The sequence below is a fragment of the Bacteroides sp. HMSC067B03 genome (genome assembly GCF_001811315.1).
Taxonomy (GTDB): Bacteria; Bacteroidota; Bacteroidia; order Bacteroidales; family Bacteroidaceae; genus Bacteroides; species Bacteroides faecis.
Genome location: NZ_KV804409.1, coordinates 3,117 through 18,843, shown reverse-complemented (window position 1 = coordinate 18,843; position 15,727 = coordinate 3,117). Strand labels below are relative to the sequence as shown.

Genomic DNA, 15,727 nt, shown 5'->3' with positions numbered 1-15,727 from the left:
AATAGCTGAATAATATGATGAATAAGTTTAGACTTCTTTTACTGGCATCAAGTTTGTTTGTACTGAATGGAATAGGGCATGCTCAGACTTCTACCATGTCATTGAACAGTTCCAATCCCAAGATAGTATGGGAAGTCAAACCGCAGGCAGATTTGAATAATATGGGAGGAGAACAAATCTCTACCCCAGGTTTTAAAATGCCGGACTATGTGAAAGGAGTAGTGCCCGGAGCAGTTTTTACAGCATATGTTGAAGCCGGAATCGTTCCCGATCCTAACTATGCTGATAATATATACAAAGTAGACGAGGCGTTTTATAACCGTCCTTTCTGGTATCGTACGGAATTTGAACTTCCGGCATCTTATTCAGCCGGTAAGCGTGTTTGGCTTCATTTTGACAATACCAATCGTTTCGCCGATTTCTATTTTAACGGAGAAAAAATATCGGGGACAAAGACATCTACTAAAGATGTAAGCGGGCATATGTTGCGTTCCAAATTTGATGTGACACATCTGATTAAGAAATCAGGAAAGAATGCGGTTGCGGTTTTGATTACTGATCCCGACCAGAAAAAGACTCGTAAAGGAAAAGATCCGTATGGTGTTGCTTGTAGTCCCAGCTATCTGGCAGGTGCCGGTTGGGATTGGATGCCGTATGTTCCGGGGCGTCTTGCCGGAATTACAGGAAATGCATATCTGTCTATTACAGGTGATGCTGTGATGGAAGACCCGTGGATTCGCTCGGAATTGCCGACTTTGCAACAAGCGGAGTTATCTTTCTCTACAGGAATCAAGAATGCTTCTTCTGCTCCGAAAGAAGTGGAAGTTTCCGGTGTTATTCAGCCGGGAAATATAACCTTTTCCAAGCACATTCGGGTGGGAGGAAAAGAAACAGCACAGTTGTCGGTAGATAAAAGTGATTTTGCTGCATTAGTTATTCGTAATCCGAAACTTTGGTGGCCTAACGGCTATGGAGAACCGAATCTTTATACCTGTAAACTGACTTGTTCGATAGATGGAAAAGTATCGGATGAAAAGGATATTACTTTTGGTATCAAAAAGTATGAATATAAGATGATCAACAACGTAGTGAATTACCCGGTTCTGACATTCTTTATCAATGGACAGAAGATTTATCTGAAAGGTGGAAACTGGGGAATGAGCGAGTATCTGCTTCGTTGTCATGGCAAAGAGTATGAAACCAAAATCAAGTTGCATAAAGATATGAACTACAACATGATCCGTTTGTGGACAGGTTGTGTGACTGATGATGAATTCTATGATTATTGCGATAAGTATGGAATCATGGTATGGAATGATTTCTGGCTGTATGTAGCTTATAATAGCGTAGCTCAGCCGGAAGCATTCAAAGCGAATGCTCTTGATAAAGTGAGACGTTTAAGGAATCACCCTTCTATTGCTATCTGGTGCGGTGCTAATGAAACACATCCGGAGCCTGATTTGGATAATTATTTGCATGAGATGATAGCTCAAGAAGACAAAAACGACCGAATGTATAAGTCTTGTTCCAATCAGGACGGTTTATCCGGAAGTGGATGGTGGGGAAATCAGCCGCCTAAACATCATTTTGAGACTTCGGGCAGTAATCTGGCATTCAATGAACCGGCTTATCCGTATGGTATAGATCATGGCTATGGTCTGCGTACTGAAATAGGAACGGCTACCTTTCCGACATTTGAGAGTGTGAAACTGTTTATACCCCAAGACTCATGGTGGCCTCTGCCTACTGATGAACAATTGAAAGATGATGATGATAACGTTTGGAATAAGCATTTCTTTGGTAAAGAAGCGTCCAATGCCAACCCTATCAATTATAAAAAATCAGTAAATACACAATTCGGGGAATCTTCCTGTCTGGAAGAGTTCTGTGAGAAAGCTCAGTTGCTGAATATTGAAGTAATGAAAGGAATGTATGAAGCATGGAATGATAAAATGTGGAATGATGCAGCCGGACTTCTGATCTGGATGAGTCATCCGGCATATCCATCATTCGTATGGCAGACGTATGACTATTATTATGATCCTACCGGAGCTTATTGGGGAGCAAAGAAGGCTTGCGAACATCTTCATCTCCAGTGGAACTCTTCTAATAATAGTATAAAAGCAGTAAATACCACTACCAAAGACTTGAAGGGCGCTTATGCTAAAGCAACTATCTACAACCTGAATGGAAAAGAGGTTGCGGCTTATGGACGTACAAAACAGATGGACGTACCGGCAAGTAACATTGCGGAAGCATTCACGTTAAACTTCAATCCATACAATCTGGCTTTTGGCAAGAATGTGGTAGCTTCTTCATCATCAGCATCCAGACCGGCTTCTTTAGTAGCTGACGGAGGAGCAGGGAGTCGTTGGGAAAGTGATGCGAGCGATTCTCAATGGATTTATGTTGACTTGGGTAAGAAAGAAAAAATAGAGAATGTTGTGTTGAAATGGGAAACTGCACGTGCCAAAGAGTATGAAATCCAAGTCTCGAATGATGCGAAGAAATGGAAAACTGTCTATACAAACAAAGATGGAAAAGGCGGTACAGATGAGATCAAACTCTCTCCGGTTACTGCGCGTTATGTGAAAATGGAAGGAGTTAGCCGTGCTACAGACTTTGGATATTCACTGTATGAATTTGAAATCTATGGTAAGAAACAAAAAAATGTTGAGGAATTGACTCCACTCCATTTCATCCGGTTAGAACTGACAGACGCAAATGGTAATTTGATTTCAGATAACTTCTACTGGAGAAACGGTGTGACTGATCTTGATTATACGGCCTTGAATACGTTACCGGAAGCAGAATTGTCTTGCAAGTTAGTTGACAAATCGATGATATCTGAAGGGAAGATGAAATTATCGGTGAAAAATCATTCGAAAACAGTTGCTTGTGCTAACCGGATAAGATTGGTGAATACGGCTACTCAAGAAAGAATTCTTCCTGTTATCATGTCTGATAATTATATAACTTTGATGCCGGGTGAAGAACGGACCATTTCTGTTGAAGCAGAACCGGAAATGTTGAAAGAGGGAGTCAGTGTTTTGCTTAAACAGTATGGTAAGGCTGAACAGAAGAAATTGGATATATGATATATGTAGAAAACTAAGGACTACTTTTTTATTTTGAATACCAGAAGATAGTAAGTTCAGCATTGCTGCGCTATCTTCTGTTTTTTTATATCTCTTATATACTGTATTTACTATGCTCAGGAGTAGAAAGTGAACGCTTTACCTTGAATAACCTGCTTGATTTAATAGACAATGATTGACTTATTAATCTAGTATGTATGCTTGCTTAATGCCTTTTGGTACTAGCAATAGTTCGTTTCATGTACGTAATCCCATCGTTTCACATACGTAATCCCATCAGATCACGTACATAGTCCGAATGCTCCATGTACGTGAAACGAAGACATATTACTGACAAAGCTTATTCGTCAAAGCTTCTTTATGTATTAATGTTACCGTCATTTGTTTTAATATGTGCTATGATAAATAGTTTTGTGTACGGACAGAACGAAGAAAAATAGGACGTTAAGGTTGTATAAATCAGTGGGCATACTTGATGTGGGTAGACTGGAAGTGACAATAGAAACTTCGAAAATCTTATTATCACTCTTATTGTCACTGCTTATTATCACCGATATTCGTTTGATTGATAAATGGTTATCTCTGAAAAGTGACAAGTGACAATAAGAAATTGATTTTTCCTAGTGGAAGTTGCAGGAAAAATAAAAGATCTGTTTTAGTGGTTAAGTAAACTTGAATCGTCTTTTTAAACAAGATTCTTTTTCATTCAAAGTTGGAAAAGAGAATGTTTTGAAGGATAAATAATTAAATTTGTAATAAAGCATATAATCAAATGAACTGTAAAATAAACGTAAAGGTATTTTTCCTGCTGTTTCTAGTCTGCACTTGTTGTAATAGCTTGTGCGCACAATCGGCAATTCCTCCCTTTAAAAAAGGAGAACGGGTAGTTTTTGTTGGAAATAGTATAACCCATGGCGGACATTATCATTCGTTTGTGTGGTTGTATTACATGACTCGTTTCCCAAACAAGCCGATAACAATAATGAATGCCGGAATTGGCGGGGAGAGTGCATGGGATATTAAAGATCGGTTGGACTACGATGTTTTTGACAGAAAACCGACTTATGTGACTCTGACTTTTGGTATGAATGACACAGGGTATGATATTTTTTGGAAGGAGAATGCTAAGGAGTTGTCGGAGCAACGGATCGAAAAATCATTGGAAAGTTTTCGGGAAATAGAGAAACGCTTGCTGGCAGAGAATAAAATGACCAAAGTGCTGATAGGTGGTTCACCTTATGATGAAACGACGAAATTGAATAGTTTGCTTTTTCTTCATAAAAATGATGCTATTTTAAAGATAATTGATGCCCAGCGCAAAGCGGCTAAGAAGAATGGATGGGGATTTGTGGATTTTAATCAGCCGATGGTGCAAATAAGTCTGGAAGAGCAAAAGAAAGACTCAACATTCACTTTTTGTAGAGTGGATAGAATCCATCCTGATAATGACGGGCAGATGGTGATGGCTTATTTATTTTTAAAGGCGCAGGGATTGGATGGGGTCGAAGTATCGGATGTTTCGATTGATGCAAATAACAAGAATCTATTAAGTCATAGGAATTGTAAAGTCTCCGGACTGAAGAAAGAAGCAGGTAGTTTAAGTTTTGATTATTTGGCAAATTCACTTCCTTATCCTTTGGACTCTATTCCAAGACATGGTTGGGGAAACAAAAGGTCACAACGCGATGCTATGGATTTAGTTCCGTTTATGGAAGAATTTAATCAAGAGCGTTTGCAGGTGACTAACCTGGGAAAAGGTCATTATCGGTTGACAATAGACGGATTGTTTATTGATAATGTTTCATCTGAGCAGTTGGAAGATGGTATCAATCTGGCCGATTATCCCAATACACCCCAGTATCAGCAAGCTATGAAAATCATGTATCTGAACGAAGAACGTTTTGAAGTGGAAAAACGTTTCAGAGAATATTTGTGGACGGAATACTCGTTCTTGAAAAAGGAAGGTCTGTTGTTTGCTGATAATGAGGAGGCCGTAAATAAACTTAGGGAGTATTTACCTAAAGATGGTTTTCTGAGAATGAGTTATGAGTGGTATACCAAAGCGATGTATCCTGAGATACGCGAAGTGTGGAGTAAATATATGAAGACCATTGTCGATACAATCTATAAAATGAATAAGCCGACAACTCATAAAGTCAAGTTAACAAAGATAGATTGAGTCATTTATTATTTATTATGAGAGTATTGGACTGATGATCCATAGCTGTAATATTCATAGAAACTTATTTATGAAGAATAAAAAACTGTTACTAGGCATAGGAATAATATGCTGTCTTTGGTGTCTGCCAAAGATTGTACATGGGAAAGAGAACAGGGGGCCTTTCTCTTTGGTGGAGTTAAAATGTGAGAATATGGTTGATCCTTTGGGGATTGACAACGTTACTCCCTGTTTTAGCTGGAAATTGAAAGGAGATGGGGCGGTGGATAGACAAGCCTTTTACGAAATTCAGGTAGCGTCAGATAGTCTTCTGTTAATAGGGGGGAAGGCGGACTTATGGCAATCGGGAAAGTTGAAATCTGATGTTTCTGTGATGGTACCTTATCAAGGCTTGCCTCTGGCTTCGCGTTCTTTATGCTATTGGAGGGTACGTGCCTGGGACCGGAAAAGAAATGTTTCCCAATGGAGTACGGTGGCACGTTTTTCTATTGGTCTTTTGAATAAGGAACAGATACATGGCGCCTATATCGGTTCATCCCCGGAAGGAGGCAAAGTTTGTGCTCCTTTACTTCGCAAAAAAGTGCAAATAGATGAACTGGCAACAGCTTTTCTTTATGTGAATTCTCTGGGGTATCATGAAGTATATGTCAATGGAAAGAAAGTTACGGAGAATGTTCTTACCCCTGCTGTTTCACAGCTGAATAAACGTTCGTTAATGGTCACTTATGACGTATCTTCTTATTTGAAAGAAGGAGAGAATGATCTGTTGATATGGCTTGGACAAGGTTGGTATAAGAAAACTACTTTTGGTGCTGCTTATGACGGTCCGTTGGTAAAAGCGGAACTGGATATGCTGAAAGATGGAAAATGGAAAGTATTAACTGCAACCGACACTTCTTGGAGCGGACGTGAAAGTGGTTATTCAGATATAGGTAATTGGTGTGCTTTGCAATTTGGTGGTGAAAGAGTGGATGGGCGAATAGTGCCGACAGAATTTTCAACCTATTCTCTGGATAAAATGAAATGGTACCCTGTGGTGGAAGTAAATGTACCGGAACACATCGTTTCACCTCAAATGTGTGAAGCTAACAAGATACATCACACATTGCAACCTGTTTCTATCAGGAAACTTAGTGAAGGTACTTGGTTGGTAGATATGGGAAGAATACAGACCGGATGGTTTGAAATGCAGATGCCGGTGTTACCTGTGGGGCATGAGGTTACGATGGAATATAGTGATAATCTGACTAAGGAAGGAGATTTTGACAAACAGGGTGAGAGTGATGTTTATATTTCCGGTGGACGGAGGGGAGAATATTTTAGGAATAAGTTCAATCATCATGCTTATCGTTATGTCCGTATCTCCAACCTTCCGGTAGGACCGAAAACTGAATGGATAAAATCTCTCCAGATTTATGGCGATTATCGGCAGACCGCGACTTTCGAATGTTCGGATGCAGACTTGAACGCCATTCATAATATGATTCAATATACCATGAAGTGTCTGACATTTAGCGGATATATGGTCGACTGTCCGCATCTGGAGCGAGCAGGCTATGGTGGCGATGGAAATTCGTCTACAATGAGTTTGCAAACAATGTATGATGTAGCGCCGACTTTCACAAACTGGATACAAACATGGGGAGATTCAATGCGCGACGGGGGAAGTCTGGCTCATGTAGGTCCTAATCCCGGTGCAGGTGGCGGCGGTCCGTATTGGTGTGGATTTATTGTGCAGGCGCCATGGCGAACGTATGTGAATTACGATGATTCGAGATTGATAAAGAACTATTATCCAAAAATGAAAGAATGGTTCTCATATGTGGATAAATATACAGTGGATGGATTGCTGAAACGCTGGCCTGACACTCAATATCGTGATTGGTATCTTGGTGACTGGCTTGCACCGATGGGAGTGGATGCAGGAGCGCAATCTTCTGTTGATCTGGTGAATAATTGTTTTATCAGTGAATGTTTGGGGACAATGGAGAAAATAGCCCTGATACTTAGAGAAGAAAAGGAAGCACAAGAGTTTGCTGTGCGCAGGAAAAATCTTAATGAGTTGATTCATCAGACGTTTTATCATCCGAGTGAAGGCATCTATTCTACCGGTTCACAGTTAGACATGTGTTATCCGATGCTTGTAGGAGCTGTACCGGATTCTTTGTACGATGATGTGAAAAGAAAGATGATGACTGATACTGAAAAGCAGTACAAGGGCCATATTGCTGTAGGGCTGGTAGGTGTCCCTATTCTGACAGAGTGGGCTATTCGTAACAGGGAAGTTGACTTTTTATATCAAATGCTGAAGAAACGTGATTATCCAGGTTATTTGTATATGATAGATAATGGCGCTACAGCGACTTGGGAGTCTTGGAATGGTGAACGGAGCAGGGTGCATAACTGCTATAATGGAATTGGAGCCTGGTTTTATCAGGCAATAGGAGGACTAAGAATGGATGAGACAGCACCCGGTTATCGGCATGTATTTATCGATCCACAAATACCGGAAGGTGTGACTTGGGCTAAGATGACCAAAGACACTCCGTATGGTGTGATTGCTGTTGATTGGGAATTGACAGATAATATTATGACTCTTCAAGTCGATATTCCTGCAGGAGTTACTGCTACACTCTGTATTCCCGATGGGGCTGTTGCTTGTAAGATGAATGGGAAGAATGTTCGTATAGAAAAGAAAACAATCCAATTAAACGCAGGTAATTTAAAATACTATATTTACATGAAATAATAGATACGTATGAGAAAACATTTATTGTCAGCGCTTTTAGCGGTGTGTCTGGTTGCTACGGCCTTTGCTCAACAAGGGAAAGTATATGAGACACGTACTGTGAAAAGTGAGATTTTGGGAATGGAACGCAGTTACTCCATTTATTTGCCGGCAGGCTATGAGGAAGGAGATGGTAGTTATCCTGTATTGTATTTGCTTCACGGGTTAGGTGACAATCATACGGGATGGATACAATTTGGTCAGGTTCAGTATATTGCTGATAAGGCGATTGCTGAGGGGAAATCAGCACCGATGATTATTGTTATGCCTGATGCTGACACGGTTCATAAAGGCTATTTTAACTTGCTGGACGGAACGTATAATTACGAAGATTTCTTTTTTAAGGAATTAATCCCACATATAGAGAAAACGTACAGGGTGCGTGCTGAAAGTCGTTACCGTGCTATCTCCGGCTTGTCGATGGGAGGTGGTGGAGCGTTGTTTTATGCGCTTCATTATCCGGAGATGTTCGTTGCTGCTGCTCCGTTGAGTGCTGTTGGAGGGGAATGGACATTCGATCAAATGAAGAATCAATCGGATTTATCGAAGGTATCGGAAGAAAAGAAAGCGGAAATTCTCGGACAAATGGATATACAAACTATCTTGGAGAAATCCCCGAAAGAAAAGTTAGACCGCATCAAATGGATTCGCTGGTATATCAGTTGTGGTGACGATGATTTTTTATCGATAACGAACTGTCTTCTACATAACACGCTGTTGCAACATCAGGTTGGTCATGAATTTCGTGTGAAAGACGGTGGGCATTCGTGGACTTACTGGCGGATGGAGTTACCTGAAGTAATGAGGTTTGTATCCAGAATATTTACTCAATATTAAGCGTAAGTAAAGTAGGTTTTGTAGAGATAGGCTTTGGAGAATAAGACCTTTTGTCCTATGAATCAAAATTTATGGATATTTTTTTTATTTCTTTTTAGTGGTATTTGCCTGTTTACTCGTTCTTAATATAAACATTGTTTTTTATGGGTTTAATTTAGGTAAAAGGTTAGGATTGGTGTTTGATTGATTTTCAATTTTATCCTCCGGCTAAAATTGGCTCCTCATTACTCTTACTATAGTCGGAGGGAGCTTGCAAAATATCGTAGGTTAAGATAGGTGGATTGTTTTTTAAAAGGTAAAGAGGTTTTGTTTTCAGTTGAAACAGGAAAAATAGTGACTAGAATACAAAATCATATGACGAAAATAGTTCGAATATTAGTTTTCGCATTTCTGATGCTCATATCTGTTTGCGGTGTAGCGCAGGATAAGATTAAAATAGCTTGCATTGGCAATAGTATCACCGAAGGGGTTGACAATTATCCGACTCCTTTGGCTCGTATGCTTGGAGATCAATATGAAGTTGGTAATTTTGGAAAGTGGGGCCATACTTTATTGCGAAAAGGTGATCATCCTTATATGAGTACCGATGCATTTATCAATGCACAGAAATTTCAACCGAACGTTGTAATTATTAAACTTGGTACTAATGATTCCAAACCAGAAAATTGGAAATATAAGGATGAATTTGAAACTGATTTAGAATATATGATCACTACTTTCCAGAAGTGTGGATCTAAACCGAAAATCATTATATGTCGTTGTATTCCGGCAAGTAATAATTTATATGGAATCCGCAATGAGGTAATAACAGATGAAATTAATCCGATCCAAAAGAACGTTGCAAGAAAGTTCCATCTGAAATTGGTAGATCTGTATAGCCCATTAGAGCATAAAGTTGATTCAACTTGCTATGTATGGGATAATGTGCATCTGAATAAGAACGGTTCGCTCATATTGGCGGAGCATATATATAAAGCTATTACAGGTAAAAAAGCTCCTAAATTAAGAGATCCATTTGCTAAATAGAAGTAGGAGAAAAATCATACTATAAAACAACACATGAAGCGATATATTTATTTTATTTTTTTATCATGTTATGCAGCTAATCTATTGCTGACAGGTTGTGTACGACAGAAATTTGTTGTGATGGATATGGTACACCATAATCCGGGTGAAGCTATGACAGAATCAAAGTTTCTCGATCCTTCTTTCTTGAAAACAAATGAATATGGAGCAAAAGTTTTTTTCTTGTTTGAGGCTGCGCAGTTTGGAATTGACTGGAAGAGTTTTGATCCTTCTTTATTTCCGGATACTACTGAAGCCGGGCGCTGGGTGGCAGAGAAAGCAGAAATAATCCATAAAAAATATGATGCGGCAAAAAAGGAAGGTCTTCAGGTATACTGCATGCTTGATATGTTAGTACTTCCTTCCTCATTGGTAGAAAAACATAGAGCAGAACTTACTAACGAACAAGGAAAACTTGATATCTCGAAACCTTACACTCAGTTTTGTATTCGTGAATTGATGGAGGAAATGTTTAAAACGTTTCCACAATTGGATGGATTAGTGATTCGTACAGGAGAAACTTATCTGCATGATGCTCCTTATTACGTAGGTAATCATCCGGTACAAAACGGTATGCATGACCATATTACGTTAGTTAATTTATTGCGGAAAGAAGTTTGTGAAAGACGTAATAAGAAGTTGTTTTATCGTACATGGGATATGGGACAATTGCACTCGGTCCCAAAATATTATTTATCTGTTACAGACAGTATAGAGCCGCATCCCAATCTTTATTTCTCTATCAAACACACCATGACAGATTTTTGGAGATCAGCAATTGTAAATCCTGATATGAATTATAGTGCACTGGACAAATATTGGCTGGAAGAATCAGGACAATATGGTGTTCCTTTTAATCCTTGTATAGGTATTGGTAAACATCAACAAGTAGTAGAAGTGCAATGCCAACGTGAATATGAAGGAAAGGGAGCGCATCCAAATTATATCGCCAAAGGAGTAATTGGTGGTTTTGAAGAATTTAAGAAACCTGGTATAAAGAATCCGTATTGTTTAAACCAAGTGAAAGATAATCCCTTGTTTAAGGGTATTTGGACTTGGTCACGTGGTGGTGGTTGGGGAGGGCCTTATATCAAAAATGAGTTTTGGGTTGAATTAAATGCTTATGTCATGTCGCATTGGGCTAGTAATCCTTTGAAAACAGAAAAGGAAATACTATATGATTTTGCAAAAGCAAAGGGGCTTCCCGAGTCGGAATGGGAGATGTTTCGTCGGCTTTGCCTGTTATCAGAAGATGGAGTGATAAAAGGGCAATATAGTGCTATGGGAGATACTTATGTTAATTGGACACGTGATGATACCATAACTGGAGATGTATATCAAAAGAGTTATTTTGATCGTATGATTGAAAGAAATCAGGTAAATGCTTATCTGAAAGAAAAGGAAGAAGCTGTCCGTATTTGGAAGGAAATAGAACAGATCTCTCAAAAACTACATTTTCCTTCAGAAGAATTGAATCATTTCATTCGTACTTCCTGTTCGTATGGGCGCATTAAATATGAGCTTTTTTCTGTTTCGTGGCAGATTATGCTATGTGGTTATGTGGCAGATACAACAAAAAAGCCTTTTAATCGGGTAGAAATGGATAAGTATATTACCATATTTGATAGTTTGTGGAAAGAATGGAATGACTTATCTAAAGAAAACGATGATTGTCCTTCATTGTATAAGATTTCTTCTAACTTTTTTGGTTTTCCGGTTGGTATACAAGAGACAGTTGATAAATACAGGAAATAGCTTTCTACCTTTCCTCTTATATGTTATAGAAAATAAAAAATGAATGAATATTACTTAGTGGTTAGTATTATTCTAGTCGTCTTAATATTAATTGTAGCGAAAAGTATGAGAAAGAAACATAAAATAACAAAAGTAAGACTATGATCATTATTATTATATAAATTCTTAAAAACGGTATTTTCTATGAGAAACTTATTACAAAAATGTTTTAAATGGCAGTGGCTTGTTTGCATAGCTGTAGGCTGCTGCTTTGCGTCTTGTAAAGACGATGAAGAGTCAACTTCGGGCTATGACCCGAATAAGCCGATTGTGTTGACTGATTTCTATCCGAATGAAGGCAAACTTGCCACTCAAGTGATTCTTAATGGATCAAATTTTGGGAATAGTAAGGAAAATGTGAAGGTCTTTTTCAATGATAAAGAGGCTTCTGTAATTTCAGTGAAGGATGATAGAATGTTGGTATTGGCTCCAAAACGTGCATCTACAGTAGAGGACCCGGAGTGTGTTGTTAAAGTACAAGTGCAGGAGCAAATGGGAGAGTACAATCAGACATTTAATTATTATATCCAGACCACTGTTACTACATTAGTGGGAGGAAGTACATCAGCGCAGGTGAATCCAACAGGAACTATACCACTTTCGGAAGCACAATTTAGAGCAAATATTGACAGGTGTATTTGTGTAGATAAGGATAAAAATGTTTTCTTTTTAGTAGATAATGATGGAAAATTTGCTGCATTTATGTTGAATGAGGAGGCTGATAAATTAATATCTCTAAAATCAGATATTAATGCGATGTTTAACTCTCCTATCTTGGGATATAATAGTAAGGAGGGAATCGTTTATCAGTTTTGGGCCAATAGAGATAGTCATGATGTTAATTATTTTGACCCTAAGACGGATTATGCACCAACTACAGCTATAAGCTCTGTTTCATGGGATGATTCAAATTTCCCAAATATTGAAGGATTTGGAGTATGGGCAGCCAAGTGTAATTTTACAATGGGACCAGATGGAAAAATGTATTCAAGAATGTTGGGTGGAAATCTGGTACGGATTGATGTAGAGAATGCTAGGGGAGAGAATCTAACGAATGGGGATTTGGTTGGAACCAAGGATGGTAGTGCTTATGGACTTGTTTTCGATCCCCAAGATGAGAATGTTTTTTATTTCTCAAATAACGATAAACATTGCATTTATAAATATGATTTACGTACTAAAGAATGGGCATGTTGGGCTGGTCAAGAAGGTAAAAGCGGATATTTGGACGGACCGATAGGACAGGCTATGTTTAATAAACCTGGACAGATGTGTGTCGATTCCGAAGGCAATATAATTTTGACTGATACCGAGAATCACTGTATTCGTAAGATAACAATGAGTACAGGTTATGTATCTACATTAGCAGGAAAACCTCAAAATTCAGGTTATGTAAATGGTAGTGCAGAAGATGCTCAATTTAAAAAACCACTGGGAATCTGTATTGATAACGACGATGTAATGTATATCGGTGACTCAGAGAACCGTGCTATTCGTCGATTGGCTGTCGAATAAATAATTAGTGAAACTTTATATTTAATATAATATGAATCGAATATTTGTAATTTTTGCTTTGCTTCTTGCGTTTGTAGCACAAGTACACGCACAGAAAGAGCATAGCTTCATGTTGACTGGTACAGTCTTCGATGAATTTAATGAACCGGTTCCGGGAGCAAATGTATATGTTAAAGATAAACCGGGTGTGGGAATAACTACTAATATTGATGGTAAATTTCGGTTAAAGGTGAACATATATGATATAGTGGTTGTGTCTTTTTTGGGATATGAAAACTATGAGCAACGTTTAACGAATAAAATTGATAACATTAAAGTTACCTTAAAACCGGCTACGGAGAATATTGATGAAGTAGTGGTAGTAGGTATGGGTACACAGCGAAAGGTCAGTGTTGCTGGTGCAATTACAACGATGGATCCAGCACAGCTAGAGGTTCCTGCTACAAATATAGTTAATACACTAGCAGGTCGTGTTGCAGGTGTGATTGGAGTTCAATCTAGCGGTGAACCGGGCAAAAATATTTCCGAGTTTTGGGTGCGCGGTATTGGTACGTTTGGTGCTAATAGTGGTGCATTAGTGTTGATTGATGGTTTGGAAGGTAGTTTGAGTCAGATAGATGCTGCCGATGTTGAAAGCTTTTCTGTTTTGAAAGATGCTGCGGCTACAGCGGTGTATGGTAGTCGAGGTGCAAATGGTGTAGTATTGGTAACGACGAAGCGTGGTTTGGAGTCCAAATTGAAGATCAGTGGTCGTGCTAATATGACAATCTCACATTTAAAACGTTTACCTGAATATGTTAATGCCACTCAATATGCTGAAATGGCAAATGAAGCTTCTGTTGCAACCGGATTATCTCCTATTTATAACAAGACAGAAATGGATATTATAAAATATGGTTTAGATCCGGATCTGTACCCAAACATTGACTGGCAAGATGTTATTTTAAATCCCAATTCTTTCCAGCAAACTTATTATGTAAGTGCTCAAGGTGGTAGCAGTGTTGCCCGTTATTTTGCAAGTTTAGGAATGTCGAAAGAATCTGCGGCTTATAATCCATCCAAAGATAGTAAATACAATAAAGGTGTAGGCTATGATACTTATAATTATCGTTTGAATTTGGATATAGATTTGACTAAAACAACTAAAGTCTATATTGGAACAACTGGCTATATGTCGGTGAATACTCGCCCGAGCATGGGGGAATATTCTAGAGGAGTCAGTTTGACAGATTGGCTATGGAGTTCACAGGCAAAGACTACTCCAATAAGCTATCCATTACGCTATTCAAACGGATATTATCCTGCTGCAGGAACTAAGGATGAAATATCTCCGTATGTTCTATTGAATTATACAGGTAATGCTAGAGAACAGAATACCAGGAATTTAGTTACTTTAGGTATTACACAGGATTTGTCGATGATTACTAAAGGGCTATCAGCTAAAGTACAGGGATCATGGGATACACAAAGCTTATTCGGAGAAGCGCGCTATAAAATGCCGGAACTAAATGAGGCATTGAAGGAGCGTAACCCTAATGGTACCTTGAGTTTTGAGAAAATAGCTGATGAAAAGAACGTTACATATAGTAGTGCTGCTTGGGTTTGGAGGAAGCTATATTTAGAGGCAAATGTTAATTATGACCGTACCTTTGGTGATCATCGTGTAGGCGGTTTATTGTTTTATTATATAGAAGATACATCTGAAACTGGTGCGGATAAAAGCATGAATGCTATACCAAAACGTTATCAAAGTCTTTCTGGTCGTTTTACATATGGTTTTAAAGATACATATTTTTGGGATTTGAACTTTGGTTTGAATGGATCTGAAAACTTTGAACCAGGTAAACAATATGGATTCTTTCCGGCAGGAGCTTTCGCATGGGTACCATCTTCATATGAATTTATGCGTGAAAATGTAAGTTGGTTGAATTTTCTAAAGCTTCGCGTTTCTTATGGTGTTGTTGGTAATGACCGCATCAGTTCTAGACGTTTTCCTTATCTGACCCTAATAAAAGAAGAAAATGCTTCAAATCCTTGGGGAGGGACTGGTAGCTTAACAGAAGAACAAGTTGGTGCCAATAATTTGATGTGGGAAAAAGCAAAGAAATTTGATGTTGGCATGGATCTTCATTTATTTAAGGATAAATTTACTTTGACTTTAGATTATTTTAAGGATACACGGGATGGAATTTTTCAGGAACGTAAACAAATTCCTGATTATGTAGGCTTGATTCAAATGCCTTATGGTAATATAGGTCGTATGAAGAGCTGGGGTGCTGATGGAAATATACGGGGCTCAATACAAAATGTGGCATGAATGAAATGTAGGGTGAAGTACATGAAACCGCCTGTACATCGGTGATTGGCGAATGCCGCGCACTATATTGGGGAAGAAAACAAAAAGTTCCGTTCCTTCCATTTTGCTTCCGTTGCTTCTATATTCATTCCGGT

At 38.6% G+C, this 15,727-nt stretch carries 8 protein-coding genes; all 8 read left to right on the top strand.

The genetic code is table 11. The features are described 5' to 3' along the window. Positions 1–14 precede the first annotated feature (14 nt). The 8 genes from HMPREF2794_RS18145 (at position 15) to HMPREF2794_RS18110 (ending at position 15,593) form a co-directional block, all read left to right on the top strand. Positions 15–3,098: a discoidin domain-containing protein gene (locus HMPREF2794_RS18145; RefSeq protein WP_070752135.1), complete on the top strand. Its 3,084-nt coding sequence runs from the start codon at positions 15–17 to the stop codon at positions 3,096–3,098. A 772-nt stretch (positions 3,099–3,870) separates the two neighbouring features. After that, a complete protein-coding gene (locus tag HMPREF2794_RS18140; protein ID WP_022301544.1) occupies positions 3,871–5,277 on the top strand; it encodes an SGNH/GDSL hydrolase family protein in 1,407 nt (468 codons plus the stop codon). A 70-nt stretch (positions 5,278–5,347) separates the two neighbouring features. Next, positions 5,348–8,026, top strand: a complete 2,679-nt coding sequence (locus tag HMPREF2794_RS18135) for a family 78 glycoside hydrolase catalytic domain (RefSeq protein ID WP_055268583.1) — start codon at positions 5,348–5,350, stop codon at positions 8,024–8,026. A gap of 9 nt (positions 8,027–8,035) precedes the next feature. Next, entirely contained in the window at positions 8,036–8,902 is an 867-nt protein-coding gene (locus HMPREF2794_RS18130) for an alpha/beta hydrolase (RefSeq protein ID WP_055268584.1), read from the top strand. Positions 8,903–9,256: 354 nt separating this feature from the next. Next, positions 9,257–9,928 (top strand): GDSL-type esterase/lipase family protein, encoded by a 672-nt coding sequence (locus tag HMPREF2794_RS18125; protein WP_240052979.1) that lies wholly within the window; start codon positions 9,257–9,259, stop codon positions 9,926–9,928. A gap of 33 nt (positions 9,929–9,961) precedes the next feature. After that, positions 9,962–11,722: a hypothetical protein gene (locus HMPREF2794_RS18120; protein WP_070752134.1), complete on the top strand. Its 1,761-nt coding sequence runs from the start codon at positions 9,962–9,964 to the stop codon at positions 11,720–11,722. A 183-nt stretch (positions 11,723–11,905) separates the two neighbouring features. Next, positions 11,906–13,276 carry an IPT/TIG domain-containing protein gene (locus tag HMPREF2794_RS18115; RefSeq protein ID WP_010536670.1) on the top strand — a complete coding sequence of 457 codons (1,371 nt, stop codon included), beginning with the start codon at positions 11,906–11,908 and terminating at the stop codon, positions 13,274–13,276. 31 nt (positions 13,277–13,307) lie between these two features. Beyond that, a complete protein-coding gene (locus tag HMPREF2794_RS18110; RefSeq protein ID WP_246839616.1) occupies positions 13,308–15,593 on the top strand; it encodes a SusC/RagA family TonB-linked outer membrane protein in 2,286 nt (761 codons plus the stop codon). Positions 15,594–15,727 lie beyond the last annotated feature (134 nt).

What these genes read in the sequence shown, in the direction of transcription:
- HMPREF2794_RS18145 (WP_070752135.1), top strand. Translation starts at nt 15, where the DNA reads ATGATGAATAAGTTTAGACTTCTTTTACTGGCATCAAGTTTGTTTGTA.
- HMPREF2794_RS18140 (WP_022301544.1), top strand. Translation starts at nt 3,871, where the DNA reads ATGAACTGTAAAATAAACGTAAAGGTATTTTTCCTGCTGTTTCTAGTC.
- HMPREF2794_RS18135 (WP_055268583.1), top strand. Translation starts at nt 5,348, where the DNA reads ATGAAGAATAAAAAACTGTTACTAGGCATAGGAATAATATGCTGTCTT.
- HMPREF2794_RS18130 (WP_055268584.1), top strand. Translation starts at nt 8,036, where the DNA reads ATGAGAAAACATTTATTGTCAGCGCTTTTAGCGGTGTGTCTGGTTGCT.
- HMPREF2794_RS18125 (WP_240052979.1), top strand. Translation starts at nt 9,257, where the DNA reads ATGACGAAAATAGTTCGAATATTAGTTTTCGCATTTCTGATGCTCATA.
- HMPREF2794_RS18120 (WP_070752134.1), top strand. Translation starts at nt 9,962, where the DNA reads ATGAAGCGATATATTTATTTTATTTTTTTATCATGTTATGCAGCTAAT.
- HMPREF2794_RS18115 (WP_010536670.1), top strand. Translation starts at nt 11,906, where the DNA reads ATGAGAAACTTATTACAAAAATGTTTTAAATGGCAGTGGCTTGTTTGC.
- HMPREF2794_RS18110 (WP_246839616.1), top strand. Translation starts at nt 13,308, where the DNA reads ATGAATCGAATATTTGTAATTTTTGCTTTGCTTCTTGCGTTTGTAGCA.